23 protein-coding genes are annotated in these 24,970 nt (G+C 67.8%); 16 read left to right on the forward strand and 7 right to left on the reverse strand.

Going from position 1 to position 24,970, the window contains the following annotated elements:
- The first annotated feature begins 132 nt into the window (after nucleotides 1–132).
- Complete coding sequence (locus AC3FKG_RS10090; protein WP_483709679.1) at nucleotides 133–828, forward strand: GNAT family N-acetyltransferase; 696 nt, start codon at nucleotides 133–135, stop codon at nucleotides 826–828.
- Between the two features lie 84 nt (nucleotides 829–912).
- Here the strand turns inward: AC3FKG_RS10090 and AC3FKG_RS10095 are convergent, their stop codons facing one another.
- The 5 genes from AC3FKG_RS10095 to AC3FKG_RS10115 form a co-directional block, all read right to left on the reverse strand.
- On the reverse strand, nucleotides 913–1,404 hold the full coding sequence (locus tag AC3FKG_RS10095) for an Lrp/AsnC family transcriptional regulator (RefSeq protein ID WP_211946200.1): 492 nt from the start codon (nucleotides 1,402–1,404) through the stop codon (nucleotides 913–915).
- A 382-nt stretch (nucleotides 1,405–1,786) separates the two neighbouring features.
- A complete protein-coding gene (locus tag AC3FKG_RS10100) occupies nucleotides 1,787–2,362 on the reverse strand; it encodes an EF-hand domain-containing protein (RefSeq protein ID WP_483709680.1) in 576 nt (191 codons plus the stop codon).
- A 173-nt stretch (nucleotides 2,363–2,535) separates the two neighbouring features.
- Nucleotides 2,536–3,240: a type II secretion system protein N gene (locus AC3FKG_RS10105; protein ID WP_488742980.1), complete on the reverse strand. Its 705-nt coding sequence runs from the start codon at nucleotides 3,238–3,240 to the stop codon at nucleotides 2,536–2,538.
- 71 nt (nucleotides 3,241–3,311) lie between these two features.
- Nucleotides 3,312–4,532 (reverse strand): globin domain-containing protein, encoded by a 1,221-nt coding sequence (locus tag AC3FKG_RS10110; RefSeq protein ID WP_483709683.1) that lies wholly within the window; start codon nucleotides 4,530–4,532, stop codon nucleotides 3,312–3,314.
- A gap of 101 nt (nucleotides 4,533–4,633) precedes the next feature.
- The gene (locus AC3FKG_RS10115) at nucleotides 4,634–5,086 is read right to left on the reverse strand and encodes an RrF2 family transcriptional regulator (protein WP_488742981.1); all 453 of its coding nucleotides are present in this window, start codon (nucleotides 5,084–5,086) and stop codon (nucleotides 4,634–4,636) included.
- A gap of 198 nt (nucleotides 5,087–5,284) precedes the next feature.
- Here AC3FKG_RS10115 and gspG point away from each other — a divergent pair, with 198 nt between their 5' ends.
- The 11 genes from gspG (at nucleotide 5,285) to gspF (ending at nucleotide 16,661) form a co-directional block, all read left to right on the forward strand.
- Nucleotides 5,285–5,758 (forward strand): type II secretion system major pseudopilin GspG, encoded by a 474-nt coding sequence (gene gspG, locus AC3FKG_RS10120; RefSeq protein ID WP_483709687.1) that lies wholly within the window; start codon nucleotides 5,285–5,287, stop codon nucleotides 5,756–5,758.
- Between the two features lie 15 nt (nucleotides 5,759–5,773).
- A complete protein-coding gene (locus AC3FKG_RS10125; protein ID WP_483709689.1) occupies nucleotides 5,774–6,274 on the forward strand; it encodes a prepilin-type N-terminal cleavage/methylation domain-containing protein in 501 nt (166 codons plus the stop codon).
- Nucleotides 6,271–6,678, forward strand: a complete 408-nt coding sequence (gspI, locus tag AC3FKG_RS10130) for a type II secretion system minor pseudopilin GspI (RefSeq protein ID WP_483709690.1) — start codon at nucleotides 6,271–6,273, stop codon at nucleotides 6,676–6,678. Before AC3FKG_RS10125 ends, gspI begins: the two co-directional genes overlap by 4 nt.
- Nucleotides 6,656–7,372 (forward strand): PulJ/GspJ family protein, encoded by a 717-nt coding sequence (locus AC3FKG_RS10135; RefSeq protein ID WP_483709691.1) that lies wholly within the window; start codon nucleotides 6,656–6,658, stop codon nucleotides 7,370–7,372. Before gspI ends, AC3FKG_RS10135 begins: the two co-directional genes overlap by 23 nt.
- A gap of 2 nt (nucleotides 7,373–7,374) precedes the next feature.
- The gene (gspK, locus tag AC3FKG_RS10140) at nucleotides 7,375–8,388 is read left to right on the forward strand and encodes a type II secretion system minor pseudopilin GspK (RefSeq protein ID WP_483711564.1); all 1,014 of its coding nucleotides are present in this window, start codon (nucleotides 7,375–7,377) and stop codon (nucleotides 8,386–8,388) included.
- Between the two features lie 255 nt (nucleotides 8,389–8,643).
- Nucleotides 8,644–10,035 (forward strand): type II secretion system protein GspL, encoded by a 1,392-nt coding sequence (gspL, locus tag AC3FKG_RS10145; protein WP_488742982.1) that lies wholly within the window; start codon nucleotides 8,644–8,646, stop codon nucleotides 10,033–10,035.
- An 8-nt stretch (nucleotides 10,036–10,043) separates the two neighbouring features.
- A complete protein-coding gene (locus tag AC3FKG_RS10150; protein ID WP_483709694.1) occupies nucleotides 10,044–10,646 on the forward strand; it encodes a type II secretion system protein M in 603 nt (200 codons plus the stop codon).
- A complete protein-coding gene (locus tag AC3FKG_RS10155) occupies nucleotides 10,646–11,452 on the forward strand; it encodes a type II secretion system protein N (protein ID WP_483709695.1) in 807 nt (268 codons plus the stop codon). Before AC3FKG_RS10150 ends, AC3FKG_RS10155 begins: the two co-directional genes overlap by 1 nt.
- A 35-nt stretch (nucleotides 11,453–11,487) precedes the next feature.
- Complete coding sequence (gene gspD, locus AC3FKG_RS10160; RefSeq protein WP_488742983.1) at nucleotides 11,488–13,896, forward strand: type II secretion system secretin GspD; 2,409 nt, start codon at nucleotides 11,488–11,490, stop codon at nucleotides 13,894–13,896.
- Between the two features lie 8 nt (nucleotides 13,897–13,904).
- Complete coding sequence (gspE, locus tag AC3FKG_RS10165) at nucleotides 13,905–15,431, forward strand: type II secretion system ATPase GspE (RefSeq protein WP_483709699.1); 1,527 nt, start codon at nucleotides 13,905–13,907, stop codon at nucleotides 15,429–15,431.
- A 12-nt stretch (nucleotides 15,432–15,443) separates the two neighbouring features.
- Nucleotides 15,444–16,661, forward strand: a complete 1,218-nt coding sequence (gene gspF / locus AC3FKG_RS10170) for a type II secretion system inner membrane protein GspF (RefSeq protein ID WP_488742984.1) — start codon at nucleotides 15,444–15,446, stop codon at nucleotides 16,659–16,661.
- A gap of 35 nt (nucleotides 16,662–16,696) precedes the next feature.
- Here gspF and AC3FKG_RS10175 read toward each other — a convergent pair whose 3' ends face one another.
- On the reverse strand, nucleotides 16,697–17,974 hold the full coding sequence (locus AC3FKG_RS10175) for an NYN domain-containing protein (protein ID WP_488742985.1): 1,278 nt from the start codon (nucleotides 17,972–17,974) through the stop codon (nucleotides 16,697–16,699).
- Nucleotides 17,975–18,320: 346 nt separating this feature from the next.
- On the opposite strand from AC3FKG_RS10175, the gene AC3FKG_RS10180 reads away from it, so the two are divergent.
- On the forward strand, nucleotides 18,321–21,914 hold the full coding sequence (locus AC3FKG_RS10180; RefSeq protein WP_483709702.1) for an indolepyruvate ferredoxin oxidoreductase family protein: 3,594 nt from the start codon (nucleotides 18,321–18,323) through the stop codon (nucleotides 21,912–21,914).
- A 70-nt stretch (nucleotides 21,915–21,984) separates the two neighbouring features.
- Here AC3FKG_RS10180 and AC3FKG_RS10185 read toward each other — a convergent pair whose 3' ends face one another.
- Nucleotides 21,985–22,596: an HD domain-containing protein gene (locus AC3FKG_RS10185; RefSeq protein ID WP_483709704.1), complete on the reverse strand. Its 612-nt coding sequence runs from the start codon at nucleotides 22,594–22,596 to the stop codon at nucleotides 21,985–21,987.
- A gap of 145 nt (nucleotides 22,597–22,741) precedes the next feature.
- Here AC3FKG_RS10185 and AC3FKG_RS10190 point away from each other — a divergent pair, with 145 nt between their 5' ends.
- From AC3FKG_RS10190 to AC3FKG_RS10200, 3 genes are all read left to right on the forward strand, one after another.
- Nucleotides 22,742–23,092, forward strand: a complete 351-nt coding sequence (locus tag AC3FKG_RS10190) for a GFA family protein (protein ID WP_483709706.1) — start codon at nucleotides 22,742–22,744, stop codon at nucleotides 23,090–23,092.
- A 21-nt stretch (nucleotides 23,093–23,113) separates the two neighbouring features.
- The gene (locus tag AC3FKG_RS10195; protein WP_483709709.1) at nucleotides 23,114–23,524 is read left to right on the forward strand and encodes a VOC family protein; all 411 of its coding nucleotides are present in this window, start codon (nucleotides 23,114–23,116) and stop codon (nucleotides 23,522–23,524) included.
- Between the two features lie 78 nt (nucleotides 23,525–23,602).
- Nucleotides 23,603–24,880, forward strand: a complete 1,278-nt coding sequence (locus AC3FKG_RS10200; RefSeq protein ID WP_488742986.1) for an MFS transporter — start codon at nucleotides 23,603–23,605, stop codon at nucleotides 24,878–24,880.
- Nucleotides 24,881–24,970 lie beyond the last annotated feature (90 nt).

Below are 24,970 nucleotides of genomic sequence, written 5' to 3' on the forward strand. Positions count from 1 at the left end.
ACTTTTCACGTCGCATCAATATAGTGTTTTCCCCAATCCGGCATATATGGAAGCAAAAAGTGCCTGGCGAAACACCGCGACAATGCTATTTTTATCGCTGATTGCACCGGATTGCACCGGGAAGGAAACATCGTGAATCCGCTCGAACTGAGCAAGGCCGTCGGCGCCGTTACCGACGAAGATCTGCGCAAGGCAGCCGCCGCACAGGCCGCCCAGCGCGCCACCGTTCTGGTGCGCGAGTTGGCCGCCCATCACCGGTCGCGCCTGCTGAAGCATTTCCTCGCCCTGGGCGAGGAGGATCGCCTGCTCCGTTTCGGCCAGTCGGTTGGCGATCACGTGATTGAAGCGTATGTCGACAGCATCGACTTCGACCACGACTCCGTGTTCGGCGTGTACGACGAAAAGCTCGAACTGGTCGGCGTCGGCCACTTCGCCAACCTGCGCGACAACGCGCAGGGCCGCGTGGCGGAATTCGGCGTGTCGGTGTCCAAGAGCGCGCGCGGTCGCGGCATCGGCAGTGCGCTGTTCGAGCGCGCCGCCATGCACGGCCGCAACACCAGCGTGCGCACGCTGTACATGCACTGCCTGTCGCGCAACGCGGCGATGATGCACATCGCCAAGAAGGCCGGCATGAAGGTGCAGTACGCGTACGGCGAGGCCGACGCCTACCTGGAACTGCCGCCCGCAGACACCATGAGCCGCCTGACCGAGGCCCTGGACGAGCAAGTCGCCGACCTCGACTACCTGGTGCGCCGCAACCTGCGCGACGCGCGCCGCTTCGGGCTGCGCTTCTGGCGCTCGATGGTGCCGCAGAAGGGCACCGCCTGATCCGGTCGCCGAGCGCCGGCCAGGCCCGACCCCACGCCAGACGGCGCATCGTGACGATGCGCCGTTTTTGTTTGGCGCGGCAGCTCAGCCGCCAGCAACCGGCAGCGCCGTGGTGTCCTTGATGCTTTCCAGCGCAAAGCTCGAACGCACGTCGATGACCGACGGGTGGGCCAGCAACTGTTCCTGCATGAAGCGCGCGAAGTGCTCCATGTCTTCCACGTAGACCTTGAGCAGCAGGTCCATCTCGCCCGTCATGGCATGGCACGCGGCCACCTCCGGCCACGTGGAGATGGAAGCGCGGAACAAGTCCAGCGGTGCCTTGCCCTTGGGCGCGCCCCCATGCTTCTCCAGCCGGACGTTGATATAGGCCAGCAGGCCCAGGCCGATCTTGCCGGGCTCCAGCAGCGCCGCATACTGCCGGATCACGCCGATCTCCTCCAGCCGGCGGATGCGCCGCAGGCACGGACTCGGCGAGAGGTTCACGCGCTCGGCAACCTCCAGGTTGGTCAACCGGCCGTTGGTCTGCAGGACCTCAAGGATCTTCCGGTCGATCTTGTCCAACTCCACCTTGCTCACGATTTCGTTGCTCCGCAATATGTTTATTGGCAATTTTTTTGCGCAAATTTAGCAAGTTGTGCACAAGTACGCAATTTTTTGTGGCATCTCTTCAGATTTGCGGCCGCATCGATCACTCTTGGGGCGGAATGGACGACGAGATACCGGTCTGCCGTACACGCTTTCGCGGGACCGGCCTGCCGTGGCAAAACCACTCGGGTGCAGGCCAGGGAGGACGCCAGGCCTGTTGCACGGGCAGCGGGCATTCTACGGTTGTTCGGCGGTTTTCCGGCATGCCATCCCGTATTTCGACCATCGCGACGCACGAAAACAAAAACGCGCGACCGGCGAAGGTCGCGCGTCCGTATCAGGCAACGCCCCGGGACAGGGCGCGCGTGGCTGGTCAGCCGCCGCTGCTGGAAGGCGCCGACGGCGCGCCCGGTCCGCGCGGCATGCGCTGCATGCGTTCCTGATGCATCTTCTCCATGCCCGCCTTGATTTCGTCCAGGGTCAGCTTGCCATCGTGGTTGGCGTCGAGCTGATCGAAGCGCTGCGCCAGGCGCGGCAGGCCGGCCTTGACTTCATCCCTGGTCAGCGCGCCGTCACCGTTCTTGTCGGCGGCCTTGAACCTGGCCTCGAACTCCTTCTGCATCTCGGCGCGGCGTTGCTCCATCGAAGCCTTGCGGAAGGCCGACAGTTCGCTCTTGTCGAGCTTGCCGTCGTGGTTGGTGTCGATGCGGTTGAAGAGCGCGTCGGCTTCAGCCTTGGAAATCGTGCCATCGCCATCGGTGTCGATCGACTTCATCCACATGCCACCGCCGTGTTCCATGTGGCGGTGCATGTCGCCGCGTTGCCCCGGTGCGGGCGCGGTTCCCGGTGCAGGCGCCGCGGCCTGGGCGAACGCCCCGCCGGCAACGAGGAATGCGGCAGACGCGGCCAGGAAGTGCTTGAGGATCTGCGACTTGGATTTGCCTTGCATGTCTTGCTCCTTTTCATCACGTGGGCATGTACGGATTAGAACGCGGACGATGCAGCGAAGTTGGCGCTTTTAATACGATGTTACGCGGCTCACAGAAAGGGCTACCTGGCGTAAGCGATCGCAAGCGATGACGAATATGTGAATACGTGCCGGCACCGGCAGCGCGGCCGGACTCAGTTCTTGGGCACGAGCGGGTTCAGGGGCGCGTGTGGCGCCACGGCGGGCTGCAGCTGGTGCGGGTCGATGTCTTGCATCTGCGGTTGTGCCGGCGCTTGCTGCAACATGGTCGCCGGTGGTGGTACCGGCTGCGGCGTCTGCGCAGGCGGCTGGCTCACCGCGGGTGCAGGTGCAGGCGCGGGTGGCGGCATCGGCGTGGCAAGGGGCGCCGCCGCGCCCGAGGGGGGCGTAGCGGGCAGCGGCGCCGCACCGGCCTTCGGCACGCCGGCCTGCAACGGCAGCACGATTTCCTGGCGCACGCCATTGCGCTCGATCACCACGGAACGGCCGTGGATTTCCACCAGGCGAATCTGCTGCGACAGTGCCGTGCCCGCCCGCACGGCCTTGGGCGGGCCGCCGTCGAGCGACACGATCGCGGCGCCCGCGCCGTCGGACACATCCGCCACGACGCCGATCAGCTGCACGTCGCGCACGCCGCCCTGGGCCGAGCCGCCGAACAGCGTGGCCACGGCGCCCGTCTCCACCGCTTCGGTCTGCGCCACGCGCGCGGCTTGCGGGACCGGGATGGTCCGCATCGCGCTGAAGGTCAGCATCCAGCGTGTCGCCAGCGCGCAAAGCGCGACGAAGAGAACCAGGGCCGCTGCGCGCGGCAGCCAGGCCGCGGCATCGAGACGGAAAACAGGCCGGACGGAGAGTTGCACGGGATGGGCGCGGTACGCTCGAAAGGAACGCGCCAAGCGTACCAGAGGCCCATGACCGTGTCTGTGACGGCTTACAGCAGATCGTCGAGCAGATCGGGGCCGAACACTTCGCGGTGGATATGCCCGACCGGAACGCCGGCGCTGATCAGCGCATGACGCTGTGCCTGCATGAAGCCGAGCGGACCGCACAGGTGGAAGTCGCCATCGACGAACAGGCTGGTCTCGGGCGCGCCCAGCAGCGCGGCAACCGGCATGGTGCCAGCATGGTCGTAGTCGCGGCCGGCCACGTCGGCGGCCTGCGGCTGTTCATAGCTGACATGGGTACGCAGTTGCGGCAGGCGCTCCCTGGCCCACGCCACGTCGGCGCGGTGCGCGTGGTGGCGGCCGTCGCGCGCGGCATGGGCGAAAAGGATTTCACGCCTGGAGCCCTGCAGGGCCAGCGTGCGCAGCACCGACAGCATCGGCGTGATGCCGATACCGGCCGACAGCAGCACCAGCGGGCGGTGGCCGTCCAGGCGCGGCGCGAATTCGCCGAACGGTGCGCTCACCCGCAGCTCGGTGCCGGGCTGGGCGTTGGCGTGCAGCCAGTTGGACACGGCGCCCGCCGGCGTGGCATGGTCGCCATCCTCGCGCTTGACCGAGATCCGCCACGTCGGCAGCCCGCGCTCGGCGGACAGCGAATACTGGCGTTGCTGGCGGTTGCCGTCGGCGAGCGTGACTTCGACGCTGACGTACTGGCCGGGGCGGAAATCGCGCAGCGGCTGGCCGTCGACGGCCGCCAGGGTGAGCGCGACCACGTTGTCGCTCTGCACATCGCGGCGCTCGACGCGCACTGCGATGCGCTCGCCGGCGGCCAGGCCCGTGCTCTGGTACAGGCGCGCTTCGGCCGCGATCAGTTCGCCGGCCAGCAGCCAGTAGGCTTCGTCCCAGGCGGCCAGCAGGTCAGGCGTGGCGGCGCCGCCCAGCACGGCGGAAATGGCGCCCAGCAGGTGCTTCCCGACAATCGGATAGTGCGCGGGCGTCAGGCCCACGGCCGCATGCTTGTGCACGATGCGATCGACCACCGGCGCGAGCGCGCTCGCGTTGTCGATATTGGCGGCGTAGGCGAATACCGCGGACGCGAGCGATTGCTGCTGCGAACCGTTGGCCTGGTTGCCCATGTTGAAGAGCTGGGTCAGTTCGGGCCGGTCCGCGAACATCTCGCGGTAGAAATGGGTGGTGATGGCGAGGCCATGTTCGCGCAACACCGGTACGCTGGCATCAATGTAGGGGCGGGAAGCAGCAGACAACATCAGGTAAGGCTCCGTTTAATTCATGCAAATTAAATGCATGTTTTTACTCACAACAAAGCCGGCGCGCGGGGCGTCTGAACGGACGACTCAGGGAGTACCGTTCAGGCCGTACGCCGGCTCATAAAATCGCGATGCAGCCGGATGATCGACTCGGCGGTCTGGCTGCCGGTGACATCCGCCAGGGTGACGGTGTCGAGTGCGCCGTAGAACGCCTGCTCTGCCACATCCAGCGCCCGGCGCAGACGGCAATTGCCGTTCAGCGCGCAGGGCGGGTTGTCACAGTCGATCACCGGCTTGTGGCCTTCCAGCTCGCGCAGGATCGTGCCGATGGTCAGTTGCTGGGCTTGCGGACCCAGTTCCAGACCGCCATGGCGACCGCGCGTAGCGGTAATCCACCCCAGCTTCGACAGGCGCGCCGCCACCTTCACGAGGTGATGGTGCGAGATCTCGAACTGCTGCCCCACCTCGGCAATGGTGATTTGCCGGCTGCCGTCGGCGCGCGCGACGTACATCAGCAGCCGCAGTGCGTAGTCGGAGAAGCGGGTCAGTTGCATCGTGGTGACATGGTAGATAAACAGTATTTGGAATGCAAGTTATTGTTGCGCCGCGCAATGCCACGACATCCACCAGACTACGGCGTGCGAGAATCGGACGCCACAAAAAACAGTCATGGCCGGCGGTTATACTGGCTGTCGAACGCCGGGCGCGCGGCCAGCGGGCCGCCCCGAGATCCAGCAAGAGGCCCAGATACGATGCGCAGACTCTCACCCCTTTCCGCCAACACCCGCTCCTCGAGTTCGCTCCGCGCCCGCGGCAGCCGTGGCTTCACCCTGATCGAAATCATGGTGGTGATCGTGATCCTGGGGGTGCTGGCGGCACTGGTGGTGCCCAAGATCATGAGCCGTCCCGACGAAGCCCGCATCGTGGCGGCGCGCCAGGACATCTCGTCGATCATGCAGGCGCTCAAGCTCTACCGGCTCGACAACAGCCGCTACCCGACCACCGAGCAGGGCCTGGCCGCGCTGGTGGCCAAGCCGACCACCGAGCCCGTGCCCAACAACTGGAAGGGTGGCGGCTACCTGGAGAAGCTGCCCAAGGACCCGTGGGGACATCCGTACCAGTACCTGAACCCTGGCGTGCGCGGCGAGATCGACGTCTTCAGCTTCGGTGCCGACGGCCAGGCCGGCGGCAGCGGCAATGACGCCGACATCGGCAACTGGGAATAACGCCGCCCCCGCAGCATGAAACCGGCCCCGCGCCGCCGCGCCGCCGCTTGCCGGCCACGGGGCTTCACCTTGCTGGAACTGCTGGTGGTCATGGTGATCGCCGGCATCGTCATTTCGCTGGTGGCCGTCAATGCATCACCCAATGAGCGCGGGCGCCTGCTGGACGACGGCCAGCGCATCGCGCGCCTGTTCGAGCTGGCGCAGGAAGAAGCCCAGCTCGGCGCCCGGCCGATCGCCTGGGAAGGCAACACCAGCGGCTGGCGCTTCCTTGAATCCACCCCCAACGGCTGGGTCCCCATGCGCACCGATGTGTTCGCGCCGGGTCATTGGCGCCTGATGCCGGACCAGGTGATCGTCGCCGAAGGCGGCCGCAACGCCGGCACGGGCGGCCCGCTCCGCCTGGTCTTCGGGCGCGAGCTGATCGACGGGCCGCAGCGGCTGATCCTGGTGCGCGGCGATATCCGCGTGGAGGTCGCCGGCGATGGCGGCGGCCGCTACTTCGCCAGCGCGCCATGATGCAGCGCGCGCATCCCGGCCACCGCGAGGCAGGCGGCTTCACGCTGATCGAAGTGCTGGTGGCGCTCACCATCCTGGCCGTCGCGCTGACCGCAGCCATGCGGGCCATGGGCAGCATGGTCGATGCCAGCGCGGCGCTGCAGTCGCGCATGCTGGCCGAATTCAGTGCCGAGAACCAGCTGGCCACGTTGCGCCTGACCAAGACCTGGCCCGAGCCCGGTGTCAGCGGTTATGCCTGCCCGCAGGGCGGCACGCCGCTTTATTGCGAGCAGACCGTCTCCGGCACGCCCAATCCCGTGTTCCGGCGCGTGGAAGTCGCGGTCTATCCGTCCGCCGCCGACCGCTCGGTGCGCCTGGCGTGGCTGGTCACCATCATCCCCAATGAAACGCGCAACCTGCTCTGAGCGCCGCCAGGCGGCCGGGCGCGGCTTCACGCTGCTCGAGATGCTGGTGGCCATCACGCTGCTGGCGGTCATGGCCGTGATCGGCTGGCGCGCGCTGGACAGCATGACGCGCAGCCGCGAACGGCTCATCGACCATGACGCCCGGCTTGACGCCCTCAAGGTGCTTTATGGCCAGTTCCAGTCCGACTGCGAACACCTGGCCAGCGCGGACCTGCTGCAGGCAAGCCCGGTGGAAGTCGGGAACGGCCAGGTGTTGATGGTGCGCGACCGCCGCGAAGAGAACCAGCCGCCAATGTGGCAGGCGCTCAGCTACCGGCTGGACGGCAACGCGCTGGTCCGCCTCGCGGCCCCGCCGGTCGACAGCCGCGCCGCCGTGCAGTCCGCGCTGCTCGGACTGCGCCAGGCCGGCCGCCAGAATAACGTGCAGGTGCGCCGCGTGCTGTCAGATGTGGACAGCCTGGGCACGCGCGTATGGATCGATCCGCAGGGCTGGCTGGCGGACAACGGCCGCATCCGCAGCGCGCTGTTCAATCCCTCCAGTTCCAATGCCAATGCCAGTTCCGGTGCCAGCGCCGTAGCGGCGCCCACACCGACCAGCGCGGTCGTCCGGGCCGTGGAGCTGTCGGTCCAGGCGCGCATGGGCGACGGCGACGCACCGCGTAACTTCCTCAAGATCTGCATGACGGGCCTGTGACCATGCGCCAATGCTTCCCGTCCCTGCCCCGCCGCCGTGCTCGCGGTGCCGCCGTGGTCACGGCGCTGCTGATGGTCACGCTGGCCGTGGTGGTGGTGTCCGGCATGCTGTGGCGCCAGCAGGTGCAGATCCGTTCGATCGAGAACCAGCGCCTGCTGGCGCAGGCGACGTGGATCGAGCGCGCGGCCGTGGACTGGGCGCGGCTGATCCTGCGCGACGACCAGCGCCGCAGCAGCGTGGACGAGCTGGGCGAGCCCTGGGCCGTGCCGATCGCCGAGACCCGGCTGTCGGACTTCCTTGGGGCGGCGCTGCGCACCGACCAGTCAGGCGAGACTTCGTTCCTGTCCGGGCGCATCCTGGACGCACAGGCGCGCTTCAACCTGACCAACCTGGTGCTGTGGACCGCCACGCCGACCGGGGGCCGCGCCGCCACGGTGGACCCGGCCGGGCTGGCGGTCTACCGCCGCCTGCTGCAGACCGTGGGCCTGAATCCGTCGCTGGCCGACACCACGGGCCGCTTCATGCTGCGTGCCGCGCAAGGCGGCACCGACGGCCAGCCCGTGCCGCGCCCGCCCGACAGCGCCCAGAGCCTGCTCGCGATCCCCGGCTACACGCCGGAGATGGTCACCGCACTGGAGCCGTTCATCACGGTGCTGCCCGAGCGCACCCTGGTCAACGCCAATACGGCCGATCCCGAAGTGCTGTCGGCCGTGATCAACAACCTGGCGCTGGATCGCGCGCGCGAACTGGTCCGCGTGCGCGACCGCGCCTACTTCAATAACGTCGGCGACCTGCAGACCAAGCTGGCCAGCGTGGCGCCGCAGGCCGACACCAGCACCCTGAGCGCCATGCTGGACGTGCGCACGCACTATTTCCTGATCTACGGCCTGGTGCGCCATGAACGGGCGAGCCGGCTGCAGGTCTCGCTGGTCTACCGGGGCGAGGTCCTGGGCAACGCCAACACCACGCGCGTGCTGTGGATCCACGACACCGACCGCCTGCCCGACCTGCGATGACCCATATCCGCGATTTGCGCGCGACCAGGCGGGCTGCTACCGATATTGGCGGCCGGGATACCGGGGGAGAATGCTATTGACGCGGATTAGTCACACAGGCAAGGTATGCTGCGGCGCTGCCGCGACCGTGGCGCCATGCCGAGCGGCGCCACGCCAGTCCGTATCCGCCGGTCGGCATCTCCGTACCCCGGCACTCCCGCTGCCCCGGCACGCCACCCCAACTCACGGCCTCACTGACGTCAACGCTAGGAAACCTTGAGTACCATCCTGTACGTTCGCCTGCCGCACCGGCCGCACGACCAACCGCAGCCCTGGCATTTTGGCGCACTGCCGTTTGCCCTCGTACGCGACCCGGCTAAGCCGGCCGCCCGGCGCACGGGCGCCGCGCAGGCGCCGGAAGTGTTGCGCGAAGGCCACGCCCAGATTGCTGCACTGCCCGCCGCGGAGCGCCTGGTGCTCATCCTCGCCGCCAGTGACGTACTGCTCACCACGGCCACCGTACCCCCGCTGCCGCCGGCGCGCCTGAAGCAGGCCTTGCCCAACCTGGTGGAAGATGCGCTGGCCACCGACGCACAGCCATGCCACATCGGCGTGGGGCCCGCGCTGGACGCCGACGCCGCGCGGACCGCGCGCGGCCCGCAGCGCCGCCTGCTGATGGTGGCTGACCGGGCCTGGCTGCGCGCGGTACTTGATGCCTTTGCCGAACACCGCCATCGACGCCGCCATATCCTGCCGGCACAGATGTGCCTGCCGCTGGCGACGCCGCCGCAAGCCGGAGACGACGAGAGCGTCCCGGCGCAGCCGGCCACGCTGGTCGTCGAAGCCGCGGCCGCTTCGCTGGCCCAGCCCGAAGGCCTGGTCGAGCCGACGCTGGCGCCTTCGACCGCGCCTGGCAGCGGCCAGTGGCAACTCACGGTACGCACCGGTCCCCATGAAGGCTATGGCCTGTTGCTTGGCAATGACGCGCTTGCCGCATGGCAGGCGCTTGCGCCCGATGGCAACTGGCATGGCGACGCCAGCGCCGTGGCCAGCGCACCTGCGCCAGCGCTGCGCCAGGCTCCCGCCGCCGACTGGCGCCTGTGGATCGCCGGCGCCCAGGGCTGCCTGCAAGAACCCGGGCTCGACCTCGCGCAGTTCGAGTTTGCCCAGGGTCGCGCCGATCGCTGGAACCTGCTGGCGTGGCGTCTGCCGCTGGCGCTGGCTGCCGGCGTCGTGCTGGTCCAGTTGCTCGGCATGAACGTGCACTGGCTGATGCTGCGCCACGAACAGCAGCGACTGGAAGCCGCACAGCTGCAGACCCTGCACACCGCCTTCCCGCAGATCCAGACCGTCCTCGATGCCCCGCTGCAGATGCGGCGGCAGGTGGAACAGCTTCGCCTGGCCAGCGGGCGCAGCACGCCGGACGACTTCCTGCCGCTGGCCGACCGGTTTGGCCAGGCGGCCCGCCAGCTCGCCCCGGATGCGCTGCAGGCGCTCGAATATCGCGGGCACGCGCTGGTTGCCACACTGAAGCCCGGCACCGATACCGCCGCGCTGCGTGGCGCCGTGCGGCAGGCCGGCCTGCAGATGGAAGAAGACAAGACGGACGTGGCCACGCGCCCCGCCGGCCCTGCCGGCTCGCGCTGGCTCATCAAGCCAGGCCTGTGAACCGAATCATGAGCCCGAGCCAAGACAACCTCCGCCCACAGACATCACAGGGCTCCGCGAAGCGCCGCCCCGCCGCCGCCTGGTTCACGCGCATGAAGCCGCGCGTGCCGCAAGCCTGGCGCGACCAGTTCGACGCGTTCTGGTCCGCGCGCAATCCGCGCGAGCAGGCCATCCTCGCGGGGGGCGCCGCGGTACTGGGACTGGTGCTCATCTATACCGTGCTGTGGGAGCCCGCCGCGGATGGCCGGGCGCGACTGTCGCGCAGCCTGCCGGCGCTGCGCGCCGAACTCGCGGAAATGCAAACCCTTGCGCAAGAGGCTCGCGGCCTGAACGCGAGCCCCGCGCCTGCCTTGCGCGGCGAGGCCCTTACCCAGGCCTTGCAGGACAGCCTCGGCAAATATGGCCTCAAGGCGACACGGCTGGCCGCCGGGGCCGACAACAGCGTCCAGGTACAGCTCGACAAGGCGCCGTTCGGCGCGGTGGCGGGCTGGCTGCAGGACGTGCGCCAGCAGCAGCGCCTGAAAGTCACGGATGCGCGCATCGTCTACGTCGGCGCCACCGCGCTGGTCAATGTCAGCGCGACCCTGCAGGGTCCGGGCGGCCGCAGCTGATGGTACGCCTGGAGTCCCTGCGGCTGCCCCGACGCAAGCTGCGCCAGCCGGCGGGCTGGCGCAGCGCCGGCTGGCTGCTGCTGGGCCTGGCCACTGCCGGCATTACCGTGCTGGCCATGCTGCCGGCGGCCTGGATTGCCGATACGGTGGCAGCCCGGACGCAACGCCGGGTGCTGCTCGCCGACGCCTCCGGGTCGATCTGGCACGGCAGCGCCACGCTGGCACTGTCGGCGGGCGCGGGCAGCCAGACCGCGGCGGTGCTGCCGGGCCGGCTGCAATGGTCGCTGGCCTTCTGGCCGCTGCTGACGGGCCGTGCGCGCCTGGTCCTCACGCATACCGAAGCCATGCCCGCGCCAGTCGCACTGACCGTCACGCCGGGCGGCTGGACCGCACAGTCCGGCGCCATCCGCCTGCCGGCCGCGCTGCTGGAAGGCGTGGGCGCGCCGTTCAACACGCTGCGCCCGGACGGCCTGATGCGCGCGGACTGGTCCGCGCTGCAGGGCAAGTTCGCCGGCGGACTGCTGTACGGCCATATCACGCTGCGCATCGAACAAGTATCGTCGTCGGTCAGCCGGCTGCGCCCGCTGGGCAGCTACCGTGCCGAAATCGACTGGAACGGCGCCGATGGCAAGCTCGCGCTGAGCACCATTGCCGGTCCGCTGCACCTCGATGGCAGCGGCACGCTGGGCCGGCAGGCGCGCTTTGAAGGCACGGCCCATGCCGAGCCCGAAGCCGCCACCCCGCTGAACAGCCTGCTGAGCCTGCTGGGACGAAGAGAGAACAATGTGACAAGGCTGAGCTTCTGATGCCTGCCTACGCCAGGAGCCGACCGGAACCAAACATGAAAACCGAAGCCACCCGACCCTTTTTCCACACCGCCAGTGCCCGCGCCGTGGTCCTGCTATGCGGGCTTTCACTGCTGGCGCCCGCGCCGCTGTGGGCGCAACAGCCCGCCAGCGCTGGCGTGCCCCCGCCCCCGGACATCACGCCGCGCAACCGGGACCAGGTGGTGCTCAACTTCGTCAACGCCGACCTCGAATCCGTCGTCAAGGCCGTGGGCCAGGCCACCGGCAAGAATTTCGTGATCGATCCGCGCGTGAAGGGCACGGTCAACCTGGTGACCGAGCAGCCGGTTTCGCGCGCCCAGGCGCTGGAGACGCTCGGATCGGTGCTGCGCATGCAGGGCTATGCGATGGTGGAAAGCAACGGCTTCACCAAGGTCGTGCCCGAAGCCGACGCCAAGCTGCAAGGCTCGCCGATCGTGGCCGGCGGCGCCGGCGGGCGCGGCGACCAGGTGGTGACGCAGGTCTTCCGCCTGAACTACGAGTCGGCCAACAACCTGGTGCCGGTGCTGCGGCCGATGATCGCGCCCAATAACACGATCACCGCCTACCCGGCCAACAACACGCTGGTCATCACGGACTATGCCGAGAACCTGCGCCGTCTGGGCCGCATCATCGCCGCGATCGACGCGCCGGCCTCCGGCGAGGTCGAACTGGTACCGCTGAAGAACGCCATCGCCAGCGACACCGCGCTGGTCCTGCAGAAGCTGCTCGATCCGGCAGCGTCCGCGACCGGTGCGGGCGGCGCAGCGGGCGTCGACAGCAGCCTGCGCACGACCGTGGTGGCCGAACCGCGCAGCAACTCGCTGATGATCCGCGCGTCGAGCCGTGCGCGGCTGCAGCAGGCACGCATGCTGATCGAAAAGCTCGACCAGCCCTATGCGCGGCCCGGCAATATCTGGGTCGTGCCGCTCAAGAACGCGGATGCGGTCAAGCTGGCCGCGACGCTGCGCGCCATCGTCGCCGCGGACAGCAGCTTTGCCGCCAGCACCCAGCCCGGCGCGGCCGGTGCCGCCGGCGCGGGCGGCCTGACCAACGTTTCCACGCCGGCCGGCAGCCAGTTTACCGGCGGCACCACGGCGAACCAGACCGGCATGCGCGCCAGCGGCACCAGCGGTTCCGGTTCTGGCGGCGCCTATGGCAATTCAGCATTTGCTGCATCGTTCAACCAGAACACCCAGCCGACCACGGGCGGCATCATCCAGGCCGACCCCTCCACCAACTCGCTGATCATCACGGCCAGCGAGCCGGTCTATCGGAACCTGCGCGGCGTGATCGAAGACCTCGACGCGCGCCGCGCGCAGGTCTACATCGAGTCGATGATCGTCGAAGTCACCTCCACGCAAGCCAGCGAGCTGGGCATCCAGTGGCAGGGGCTGATCCGTTCGGACAGCGGCAACAACAATGTCTTCGCCGGCACCAACTTTGGCAAGGGCGGCCAGAACATCGTTAACCTGACCCTGGCCGGCGCCGCCTACAACGCCAACCATGCTGCGGGCATTGCAGCGGCCACGCAGCTGGTGCCCGACCTCGGCGGCCTGAACCTGGGCGTCGTCAACAAGGCGCTCGGCCTGGGCGCGCTGCTGCGCGCGCTAGGCACCAACGGCAGCGTGAACCTGCTGTCGACGCCGAACCTGATCACGATGGAAAACGAGGAAGCGAAGATCCTGATCGGCCAGAATATCCCGATCACGACCGGCTCCTATGCGCAGACCGGCGGTGCGGCTTCGGTCACCCCGTTCCAGACCTTCGACCGCAAGGACGTCGGCATCACGCTGCGCGTGCGGCCGCAGATCACTGACGGCGGCAGCGTCAAGATGCAGATCTTCCAGGAATCGTCATCGGTGGTGCCGGGCACACTGGCACAGGTGCAGGGCCCGACCACCAATGTGCGTTCGATCGAGACCAATGTGCTGGTCGACGACGGCCAGATCATCGTGCTGGGCGGGCTGATCGAAGACTCCTACGGCGACGGCGTGCAAAAGGTGCCGGTGCTCGGCGATATCCCCTGGATCGGCGGCCTGTTCCGCTATGAGAACAAGAACCGCTCCAAGACCAACCTGCTGGTGTTCCTGCGCCCGTATGTAATGCGCACGGCGGGCGCCGCCGACCGCCTGACGGCGGACCGCTACGACTACATGCGCAACCAGCAGGGCAGCTTCATCTCGCCTAACATCATGGTGCGCGACGAAAACACGCCGGTGCTGCCGCCGGCAGATGCGCCCGCCACGCCATTTGTGGACCCGCGCAATACCGGCCCGGTGCCGGGCCCGCTGCCCTTGCCGCAATCGGTGCCGCAATCGGTTCCGCAGACAGCACCGCAGTCCCCGCAACCCGTGCCGCAGCCGCTGACCCAGCAAGGCAGCAACGGTGCGTTCGCCGGGACGGCGTCCGGACGCGGCAACTGAACCCCATCATGGCAAGCGAAGCCCCAGCCGTCACCGAACTCCAGGAGCCGCCGTCACCGATCGCGGCGCGACTGGTCCCGTACAGCTTTGCGCGCGAAGCGCCGCTACTGATCGCGCACCAGCGCCCTGACGGCCTGGAAGTCTGGGTCAGCCGCGCGACCTCGCCGGCGGCACTGGCCGAAGTGGCGCGCGTGCATGGCGCGCTGCGCCTGAGGGTGATGGAGCCCGACGCGCTGGAGCGGGCCATGTCCGATGCCTACAACCGCCAGGACGGCAGCGCCGCACAAGTGGTGGGCGAAGTGGAAGGCGAAGTCGACCTGTCGCGCCTGATGCAAGACATTCCCGCCGTGGAAGATCTGCTCGAATCCGAAGACGATGCGCCGATCATCCGCATGATCAACGCGCTGCTCACGCAGGCCGCGCGCGAGGGCGCGTCGGATATCCACATCGAGCCGTTCGAATCGGCGTCGGTGGTGCGCTTCCGCGTCGATGGCACGCTGCGCGATGTGGTGCGGCCCAAGAAGGCGCTGCATGGCGCGCTGATCTCGCGCATCAAGATCATGGCGCAGCTCGACATCGCCGAAAAACGCCTGCCGCAGGACGGCCGCATCACGCTGCGCGTGGGCGGGCGTCCGGTGGACGTGCGGGTGTCGACGCTGCCCACCGGCCATGGCGAACGCGCGGTGCTGCGCCTGCTGGACAAGGAGGCGGGCCGCCTCGACCTGGCCAAGCTCGGCATGTCGCCGCGCACGCTGGGCGGCTTCGACGACCTGATCCGCCAGCCGCACGGCATCGTGCTGGTCACCGGGCCGACCGGTTCGGGCAAGACCACCACGCTGTATGCGGCGCTGTCGCGCCTGGATTCGCGCACCACCAACATCATGACGGTGGAGGATCCGGTCGAGTACGACCTCGACGGCATCGGCCAGACCCAGGTCAACGCGCGCATCGACATGACCTTCGCCAAGGCCCTGCGCGCGATCCTGCGCCAGGATCCGGATGTGGTGATGATCGGCGAAATCCGCGACCTGGAGACCGCGCAGATCGCGGTGCAGGCGTCGCTGACCGGCCACCTGGTGCTGGCCACGCTGCACACCAATGATTCGGCCTCGGCCATCACGCGGCTGGTGGACATGGGCATCGAGCCATTCCTGCTGTCGTCGTCGCTGCTGGGTGTGCTGGCGCAGCGGCTGGTACGGCGGCTGTGCCCCCATTGCAAGCGCGAGGAAGTCATCGAAGTCACCGCCGGTGAGGCGGAAACCCTGCATACACAGGGCAAGCCACTGCAGCATGTATGGCATGCGGTGGGCTGCGACAAGTGCGGCAACTCGGGCTATCAGGGGCGCATGGGCGTGTACGAACTGCTCACCGTCGACGATGAGATCCGCACCATGATCCACCGCCAGCAGCCCGAATCGGAGATCAAGCAGGTCGCGCTGGCGCACGGCATGCAGACCATGCGCGGCGATGCGCAGCGCTGGATCGACAGCGGCGCCACGTCGCTGGAAGAAGTGCTGCGCGTCACGCGCGACTGACGGGACGCCGCCATGCCCGCATTCCGCTACGAAGCCGCCGACGCCCGGGGCAAGACCGACCGCGGCGTGATCGAGGCCGACAGCCCGCGGCAGGCGCGCACGCAACTGCGCGCGCGCGGGCTGACGCCGCTGACAGTCGACCCGCTCGCCGGCGCCGGGCAGGCGCCGCGCAGCGGCACGCAGCTGTTCACGCGCCGGCTGTCCACGCAGGAACAGGCGCTTTTCACGCGCCAGCTGGCCAGCCTGATCGTTTCGGGCCTGCCGCTGGACGAAGCGCTCGGCGCGCTGGCCGACCAGTCCGAGCGCCCGTACGTGCACGAATTGCTGGCCGGCATCCGCGCCGAGGTGATGGGCGGCAGCGCGCTGTCGGTGGCGCTGGCCCAGCATCCGCGCGATTTCCCGGACATCTACCGCGCGCTGGTATCCGCCGGCGAGCATTCCGGCCACCTTGGCCTGGTGCTGGAGCGGCTGGCCGGCTACATCGAATCGCGCAATGCGCTGACGTCGAAGATCCGGCTGGCGTTCACTTACCCGGCCATCGTCACGGTAGTGGCGTTCGCCATCGTCATCTTCCTGCTGTCGTATGTGGTGCCGCAGGTGGTCAGCGTGTTCGCCAACACCAAGCAGAAGCTGCCGACGCTGACGATCATCATGCTGGCGCTGTCGGATTTCGTGCGGAACTGGTGGTGGGCGGCGCTGATCGTGATCGGCATCCTCGCCGCGATCGTGCGCAGCCTGCTCAGGCGGCCCGCCGTGCGGCTGGAATGGCACCGCTGGCTGCTGACCGCGCCGCTGCTGGGCAAGCTGATCCGCGGCTACAACACCGCACGCTTCGCCGGCACGCTGGCGATCCTGGTATCGGCCGGCGTGCCGATCCTGCGATCCCTGCAAGCCGCGGGCGAGACGCTCACCAACGAGGCGTTGCGGGCCAATGTGGAGGATGCGAACACCCGGGTGCGGGAAGGGGCATCGCTGGCGCGGGCGCTGGCGGCACAGAACCAGTTCCCGCCGGTGCTGGTGCACCTGATCCGGTCCGGAGAAGCCACCGGCAACCTGCCAACGATGCTCGACCGTGCCGCGCAAGGCGAAGCCCAGGAACTGGAGCGGCGCACGCTGTTTCTCACCAGCCTGCTTGAGCCGCTGCTGATCCTGACGATGGGGGTTGTGGTGCTGCTGATTGTCCTGGCAGTGCTGATGCCGATTATCGAGATCAACCAGCTGGTCAGATGAATCGTGCCCGGTATGCCGGGCACGACGCCTGACGTTCAGGCCTTCGCTTTCCTGCGTGGCTTCCTTGCAGGCTTGGCTTCTTCTTCGACCACCGCCGGCGCTTCGGCAAACCCTTCAAACGCTTCCTGCACCTGCGCGGTCAAGACCGTATCACCGGGTGCAGCGAAAACCGACTGGTCGATCGGCCAGGGTGTCTCGCTGAGGCTGACATCAGGCCGGCGCGGCGCCCGCTTGCGGGTTTTCCTGGCCGGAGCAGCCGGTTCCTCCTGAACGGCATCCGCGACGACCGGAGGCTGAGGTTCTGCAACCGGCGCGGGCGCAGGTTCGGGTACGGCCTCCGGAGCAACCGGAGCCGCTTCCACAGCTGCGCCCACAGGTTCCGGTTCGGGCACGGAAACCGGGGCCGCCACGGCTTCCACCTGAGCCACCGGCCGGCGATTGTCCGGCCGCGGCGCAGTCTGGGATTGCTGCGGCTGCTGCTGCGGCTGCTGCGGCTGGCCTTGCTGCTTCTCCGGCTGACGCTGGCCCGCAACAGCGCGGCCATCGCCGTCCTGGCCGCCCTTGCCGCGCTTCTTCAAGCGCACCCAGATGGTCTTGTTGTTGCCGCCGTTGCGCGTCTCGACCTCGAACAGGCCCGTGGCGACCACCAGTTCCGATAGCTTGCCGTAGCCGTAGTTGCGCGAATCGAACTCCGGCGCCTGCTTGGCGATGTGGTTGCCCATGCCGCCGAGCGTCGACCAGCCGTCTTCATCCGACACCGCCTGCGACGCGCTCTGCAGCAGCCGCACCAGGCGCGAATCCTGGCGCAGTTCGCCGGTACTGCGGCGGCGCGGCGGCGGGGCCGCCTCGTCCACCTCGGTTTCGGCGCGCAGCACGTCGGAATAGATGAACCGGTCGCACGCCGTCACGAACGGCTTGGGCGTCTTGCGTTCGCCAAAGCCATAGACCGTCAGCCCCTGTTCGCGGATGCGCGAAGCCAGGCGCGTGAAGTCGCTGTCGCTCGACACCAGGCAGAAGCCGTCGAAGCGTCCGGTGTACAGCAGGTCCATGGCGTCGATGATCATCGCGCTGTCGGTGGCGTTCTTGCCGACCGTGTAGCGGAACTGCTGGATCGGCTGGATCGAGTGCGACAGCAGGCAATCCTTCCAGCCGGACAGGTTGGGCTTGGTCCAGTCGCCGTAGATGCGCTTGACGGCGGCGACGCCAAATTTGGCGACTTCGGCCAGCAGTCCTTCGATGATGGCCGGCGCCGCGTTGTCGGCGTCGATCAGTACGGCCAGGGTCGCGGTGCCCTGGCGGGGGGAGTTGGTCATGTTCTGTCCTGCTCGGAGGAGATTCCCGGCCAGGTTGCCGGGTGAAGGTTGCACCGGACCAAGCGCGCGCCGGTCCGTCACAGGGGCGCCTTGGGCCACATCGTAGTGCATGCGGGCGCCGCGTTGGATGCAACGCAGTGTACACGCGAAGCCTTGTCCATACGGGAAACCACGGGCGGCGGGCGCGCCTGTATTGCTGCATTGCAAGGTGCCCCGGCAATTTCAGCGGTGCTACCATGCCCCGCAGAGACACAACCTGCCGAACCCTTCACAAGAGGCTAAGGTCGGTTGCCCCACGCATGTAGGAGTCGGTGATCCCGACCACACACCCCATAGAGGAGCACCTATGAATGCCCCCCTGACCACCCCGGTCAGCGACGCCATCCGCCGCGCGCTCGCTAACGTTTCCCTCGACGACAAATACACGCTGGAGCGTGGCCGCATCTACATCAGCGGCACGCAGGCGCTGGTACGCCTGCCGATGCTGCAGCAGGAACGCGACCACGCCGCCGGCCTGAACACGGCCGGCTTCATCTCCGGCTATCGCGGGTCGCCGCTGGGTGCGCTGGACCAGTCGCTGTGGAAGGCCAAGAAGCATCTCGCCGCGCACAACATCGTGTTCCAGGCCGGCCTGAACGAGGACCTTGCCGCCACGTCGGTATGGGGCTCGCAGCAGGTCAACATGTATCCGGATGCGAAGTTCGATGGCGTGTTCGGCATGTGGTACGGCAAGGGGCCGGGTGTGGACCGTACCGGCGACGTGTTCAAGCACGCCAACTCCGCGGGTTCTTCGCGCCACGGCGGCGTGCTGGTGCTGGCGGGCGATGACCATTCGGCCAAGTCGTCGACGCTCGCGCACCAGTCGGAGCACATCTTCAAGGCCTGCGGCCTGCCGGTGCTGTATCCGTCGAACGTGCAGGAATACCTCGACTACGGCCTGCACGGCTGGGCCATGAGCCGCTACTCGGGGCTGTGGGTGGCGATGAAGTGCGTCACCGATGTGGTGGAGTCTTCCGCATCGGTGGAACTCGATCCGCACCGCGTGCAGATCGTGCTGCCCGACGATTTCGCGTTGCCGCCGGGCGGCCTCAATATCCGCTGGCCCGATCCGCCGCTGGAGCAGGAGGCGCGGCTGCTCGACTACAAGTGGTACGCGGGCCTGGCCTATGTGCGCGCCAACCAGATCGACCGCATCGAGATCGATTCGCCGCATGCGCGCTTCGGCATCATGACGGGCGGCAAGGCTTACCTGGATACACGCCAGGCGCTGGCCGACCTGGGCCTGGACGATGCCATGTGCGCGCAGATCGGCATCCGCCTGTACAAGGTCGGCTGCGTCTGGCCGCTCGAAGCCCATGGCGCGCGCGCGTTTGCCGAAGGCCTGCAGGAAATCCTGGTGGTCGAGGAAAAGCGCCAGATCATGGAGTACGCACTCAAGGAAGAGCTGTACAACTGGCGCGACGACGTGCGCCCGAAGGTCTACGGCAAGTTCGACGAGAAGGACAACGCGGGTGGCGAATGGTCGATCCCGCAGAACAACTGGCTGCTGCCGGCGCACTACGAGTTGTCGCCGGCGATCATCGCCAAGGCCATCGCCACGCGGCTGGAGAAGTTCGACCTGCCCGTGGATGTGCGCGCGCGCATTGCCGCGCGGCTGGCGATCATCGAGGCCAAGGAAAAGGCGCTCGCCACGCCGCGCGTGACGGCGGAACGCAAGCCGTGGTTCTGCTCCGGCTGCCCGCACAATACCTCGACCAACGTGCCCGAAGGATCGCGCGCGCTGGCCGGCATCGGCTGCCACTACATGACGGTGTGGATGGACCGCAATACCAGCACCTTCAGCCAGATGGGCGGCGAAGGCGTGGCGTGGATCGGCCAGGCACCGTTTGCCGGCGACAAGCATGTGTTCGCCAACCTCGGCGACGGGACCTACATGCACTCGGGGCTTCTGGCCATCCGCGCGTCGATCTCCGCCGGGGTCAACATCACCTACAAGCTCCTGTACAACGACGCGGTGGCCATGACCGGCGGCCAGCCACTGGATGGCCAGCTCTCGGTGCAGGACATCGCCTGGCAGGTCCACAGCGAAGGCGCGAAGAAGGTCGTCATCGTCACGGACCAGCCGGAGAAGTACAACGCGGCGATCAAGCTGCCGGACGGCATCACGGTCTACCATCGCGACCAGCTCGATACGGTCCAGCGCGAACTGCGCGAGATCCCGGGCTGCACGATCCTGATCTACGACCAGACCTGCGCCACCGAGAAGCGGCGCCGCCGCAAGCGCGGCATCATGGAAGACCCGCCGCGCCGCGCCTTCATCAACGATGCGGTCTGCGAAGGCTGCGGCGACTGCTCGGTCAAGTCCAACTGCCTGTCGGTGGAACCGCTGGAGACCGAATTCGGCACCAAGCGGCAGATCAACCAGTCGTCGTGCAACAAGGACTTCTCGTGCGTGAACGGCTTCTGCCCGAGCTTTGTCACGGCCGAAGGCGCGCAGGTGCGCAAGCCCGAGCAGCACGGCGTGGCGATGGACAGCCTGCCCGCGCTGCCAGAGCCTGCGCTGCCCGAGATCCGTCGCGCGTACGGCATCCTGGTGACCGGCGTAGGCGGCACGGGCGTGGTGACCATCGGCGGCCTGCTCGGCATGGCCGCGCACCTTGAGAACAAGGGCGTCACGGTGCTCGACATGGCGGGCCTGGCGCAGAAAGGCGGCGCGGTGCTTTCGCACGTCCAAGTCGCGACGCGGCCGGAAGACCTGCATGCGACGCGCATCGCGATGGGCGAGGCGGACCTGGTCATCGGCTGCGACGCGATCGTCTCGGCCAACGACGAAGTCATCTCGAAGACGCAGCAGGGCCGCACGCGCGCGGTGGTCAACACATCGCAGACGCCGACCGCCGAGTTCATCAAGAACCCGAAGTGGCAATTCCCGGGGCTGTCGGCCGAGCAGGACATCCGCAACGCCGTCGGCGCGCAGTGCGACTTCATCAACGCGAGCGCACTGGCCGTGGCGTTGCTGGGCGATGCCATCTATACCAATCCGCTGGTGCTCGGCTATGCCTGGCAGAAGGGATGGATTCCGCTGACGCTGCAGGCGCTGGAGCGTGCGATCGAACTCAACGGCGTGGCCGTGGAAAAGAACAAGGCCGCCTTCGACTGGGGCCGCCACATGGCGCATGACCCCGAGCATGTGCTGTCGCTGACCGGCAAGCTGAAGGTGTCGGCCGAAGGTGCGGACGTGGTGAAGCTGCCGACTGCGTCGGGCGCGCTGCTGGAAAAGCTGATTGTCCGACGCGTCGAGCATCTGACCGCCTATCAGGACGCGGCCTACGCACGCACCTATCGCGAAGCCATCGACCGCGTGCGCGCGGCCGAAAGCGCGCTGGCGGGCAGCGGCAAGCCGCTGCCGCTGACCGAAGCGGCCGCGCGCAACCTGGCCAAGCTGATGGCCTACAAGGACGAGTACGAGGTCGCGCGCCTGTACACCGACCCGGTCTTCCTGGACAAGCTGCGCGAGCAGTTCGAAGGCGAGCCGGGCAAGGACTACCAGCTCAATTTCTGGCTGGCGCCGCCGACCACCGCCAAACGCGACGACAAGGGCCAGCTGGTCAAGCGCAAGTTCGGGCCGTCGACCATGACGCTGTTCCGCTTGCTCGCAAAGATGAAGGGCCTGCGTGGCGGCATGCTCGATATCTTCGGCCGCACCGAGGAACGCCGCACGGAACGCGCGCTGATCGGCGAATACCGTGCGTTGCTGGATGAGCTGACCGCTGGCTTGAATGCGGCCAACCATGACACCGCCGTAGCACTGGCCAACCTGCCGGATGATATCCGCGGCTTTGGCCACGTGAAGGACAACAACCTGAAGGCTGTGCGTGCGCGCTGGGCAAAGCTGCTGGAGCAGTTCCGCCATCCGGAGACGGCGCAGCGCGTGGCGTGATGACCGGTGGCTCCCTCTCCCGCTGAGGGGAGAGGGAACACAAACGGTCGGCTTGCGGTTGCGGCTTTCCCTACGCCTTCGCCAGCGCCTTCTCCCCTGGCTTCACATACATCGAGTTGCGCGGGTGGGAAAGCACGCGCCGCACCATCGGCTCGAAGAACGACAGCGGCAGCGTGTCGTAATCCGTCATGAAAGCGGCCGCGTCATATTTCTGGCAAAACTCCGCGGTACGCTCGAACAGTTCTTCCTGGCCGCGGAATTGCTCGCGCAGGTTGCGGTCCAGCCCCAGGTGATGGAAGAAGTAGTAGCCCTGAAACACGCCGTGCTTCTCAACCATCCACAGGTTCTCCGCGCTGACGAAGGGCTTGAGGATGGCGGCGGCGATATCGGGGTGGTTGTAGCTGCCGAGCGTGTCGCCGATGTCATGCAGCAGGGCGCACACCACGTATTCCTCATCGCGCCCATCGCGGTGCGCGAGCGTGGCGGTCTGCAGCGAGTGCGTGAGCCGGTCCACGGGAAAGCCGCCGCAATCGCCTTCGAGCAGGCGCAGGTGCGCGAGCACGCGGTCCGGCAAGGCCTTGGCGAACGGCATGAACTCGGCGGAGATGGCGGCCCAGTCCTCACGGGTGCCGTGCTCCATGTGGCTGAAAGTGGCGTGCGCGGGCACGTGAGTGTCGCTCATGCTGGTCTCCTTGGCGGCTGGGTCGCCTGTCGTGATTGATGCGTGCGGGCATTGTGGCACTGGCCGCGCGACTAAACTGTCAAAAACTGAACAATGCGCGGATTGATGCGACGCATCATGCGTCCGGCCAAAACAAGGAGACGACATGACTTTCCACGGCAGCTGTCATTGCGGAGCCATCGCCTTCGAGGTGGAGGCCGACAACATCCCCAGCGTGATTCGCTGCAATTGTTCGATCTGCCGCCGGCGCGGGCACTTGCTGTGGTTCGTGCCGCGCCTGGAGTTCAAGCTCGCGACGCCGGAAGAAAACGCGTCGACCTACCGCTTCAACACCATGAAGATCGCGCACCGCTTCTGCGCGGTATGCGGCTGCGGGCCGTATGCGGATGGGCAGGACAAGGACGGCAAGCCGATGGCGGCGATCAATGTGCGCTGCCTCGACAACGTCGACCTGGACGCGCTGAAGGTCATCGACTACGACGGCCTGCACCACTGAACGCCGCACCGGGAGCCTGATATGTTCCGCATCCTCGGTATCGACCACCTGGTGCTGCGTACCGCCGACGTGGACCGGCTGCGGCGTTTCTACGTCGATGTCCTTGGCTGCAGCGTGGAGCGCGAGCAGCCCGCGTTCGGCCTGACACAGTTGCGCGCGGGCAGCGGACTGATCGACCTGGTCTCGCTCGATGGCCCGCTTGGCCGCGCCGGCGGTGCGGGCCCCGGCGCGGAGGGCCGCAACCTTGACCATTTCTGCCTGCGCATCGACCCGTTCGATGCCGACGCCATCCGTGCCGCGCTGGCACGCCACGGCGTGGAGACCGGTGCGGTGGAGCAGCGTTTCGGCGCCGAGGGCAAGGGGCCGTCGCTGTACCTGAAGGACCCGGATGGCAATGTGGTCGAACTCAAAGGCCCGGCCGAAAGTGCCTGAGCGTCACCACGGCGCGCCGGTGGTCGCTACAATTTCCGCTTAGCCCGCAGCGCCAGTTCCCCAAGCGCCGGGCGCGCCATGATCCGAACCGACGCCACGCCCGACGCGGACTCCGCCCCGCCTGCCGTTCCCGCCGACACCGCGAGCACAGCCGCGCCGCCACGCCGGCTGGTCTGGATTCTCGGGCTGACCGAGACCATCTCGTGGGGCACCCTGTACTTCGCCTTCACGGTCTTCATCGAGCCCATGACGCGCACGCTGGGCTATTCCAAACCGTTCCTGGCCGGCGGCTATTCGCTCGGGCTGCTGGTGTGGGCGCTATGCTCGTTTGCCGTAGGCCGGCTGCTGGACCGCATGCCGGCGAATCGCGTGATGGGCGCCGGCTCGCTCCTGGGCGCGGCCGGGCTGCTGCTCTGGGCGTGGTCGCCCTCTCCCACGATGTTCCTGCTGATGTGGGTACCGCTGGGCCTGGCCATGGCCACGACGCTCTATGAACCCGCCTTCGTGGTACTGCGCCAGGCGTACGGAGATGGCTACCAGAAGCCGATCGTGACGGTCACGCTGATGGCCGGCTTTGCCAGCACGATCTTCGTGCCGCTGGCGCAATGGCTGGTGCTGCTGGTCGGCTGGAGGCTCACGCTGGTCGGCTTTGCCGCGCTCAACCTGCTGGTCTGCGCGCCGCTGCATGCGCGCCTGCGCTACACGCTGCACGCCAGCTACGCGGCCGTGCAGCCGGCCTCGCCGTTGCCCACGGGCGATGCCGCCGGCCACAGCATCGCGCGCGCCACGCTGCGCCAGCCGGTGTTCTGGGCGGTCGTGCTGGCCTTCACGGCAACGATCATGGTGGCGTCGCTGCTCGGCGCGCACCTGATCCCGATGCTGACCGAAAAGGGCCTGCCGCTGGGCCAGCAGCTCGCGGTCGCCGCGCTGATCGGCCCGGCGCAGGTGGTGGGCCGCCTGCTGATGATGCGCGCTTCTGTGCGGCACCGGGTGCGGCTGTCCGTGCCGGTCTACGCGCTGATGACCACCGGCTTGCTGTGCATGGCGCTCGGGCACGGTGCCTGGCTGATGGTCGCGGCGGTGCTCTACGGCTGTGCCAATGGCGTCAACACCATGCTGCGCGCCATGGCCATGCCGGAGCTGATCTCGCGCCATCACTACGCCACCCTTAACGGCCTGATGATGACGCCCGTGCTGCTGATGCAGGCCGCCTCGCCGTGGCTGGGCGCGCTACTCTGGCGCGCGGTCGGGGGCTACTGGCTGATGCTGTGGGCGATGGTGGCGCTGGGGTTGGCGGCCCTGCTGTCGTTTGCGTTCGCGCTGCACCGGCGCGGCCTGCTGCGCGTGATGGACTGAAGCGGGTTTTTGCGCTTTCCCTTTCACACGGCCATCATGGCAATGCGGGACAATGGCCCCTTTGCCAAAGGCCGCGCCTGGCGCGCGCGC

The sequence above is a fragment of the Cupriavidus sp. 22TCCZM04-2 genome (assembly GCF_057798895.1).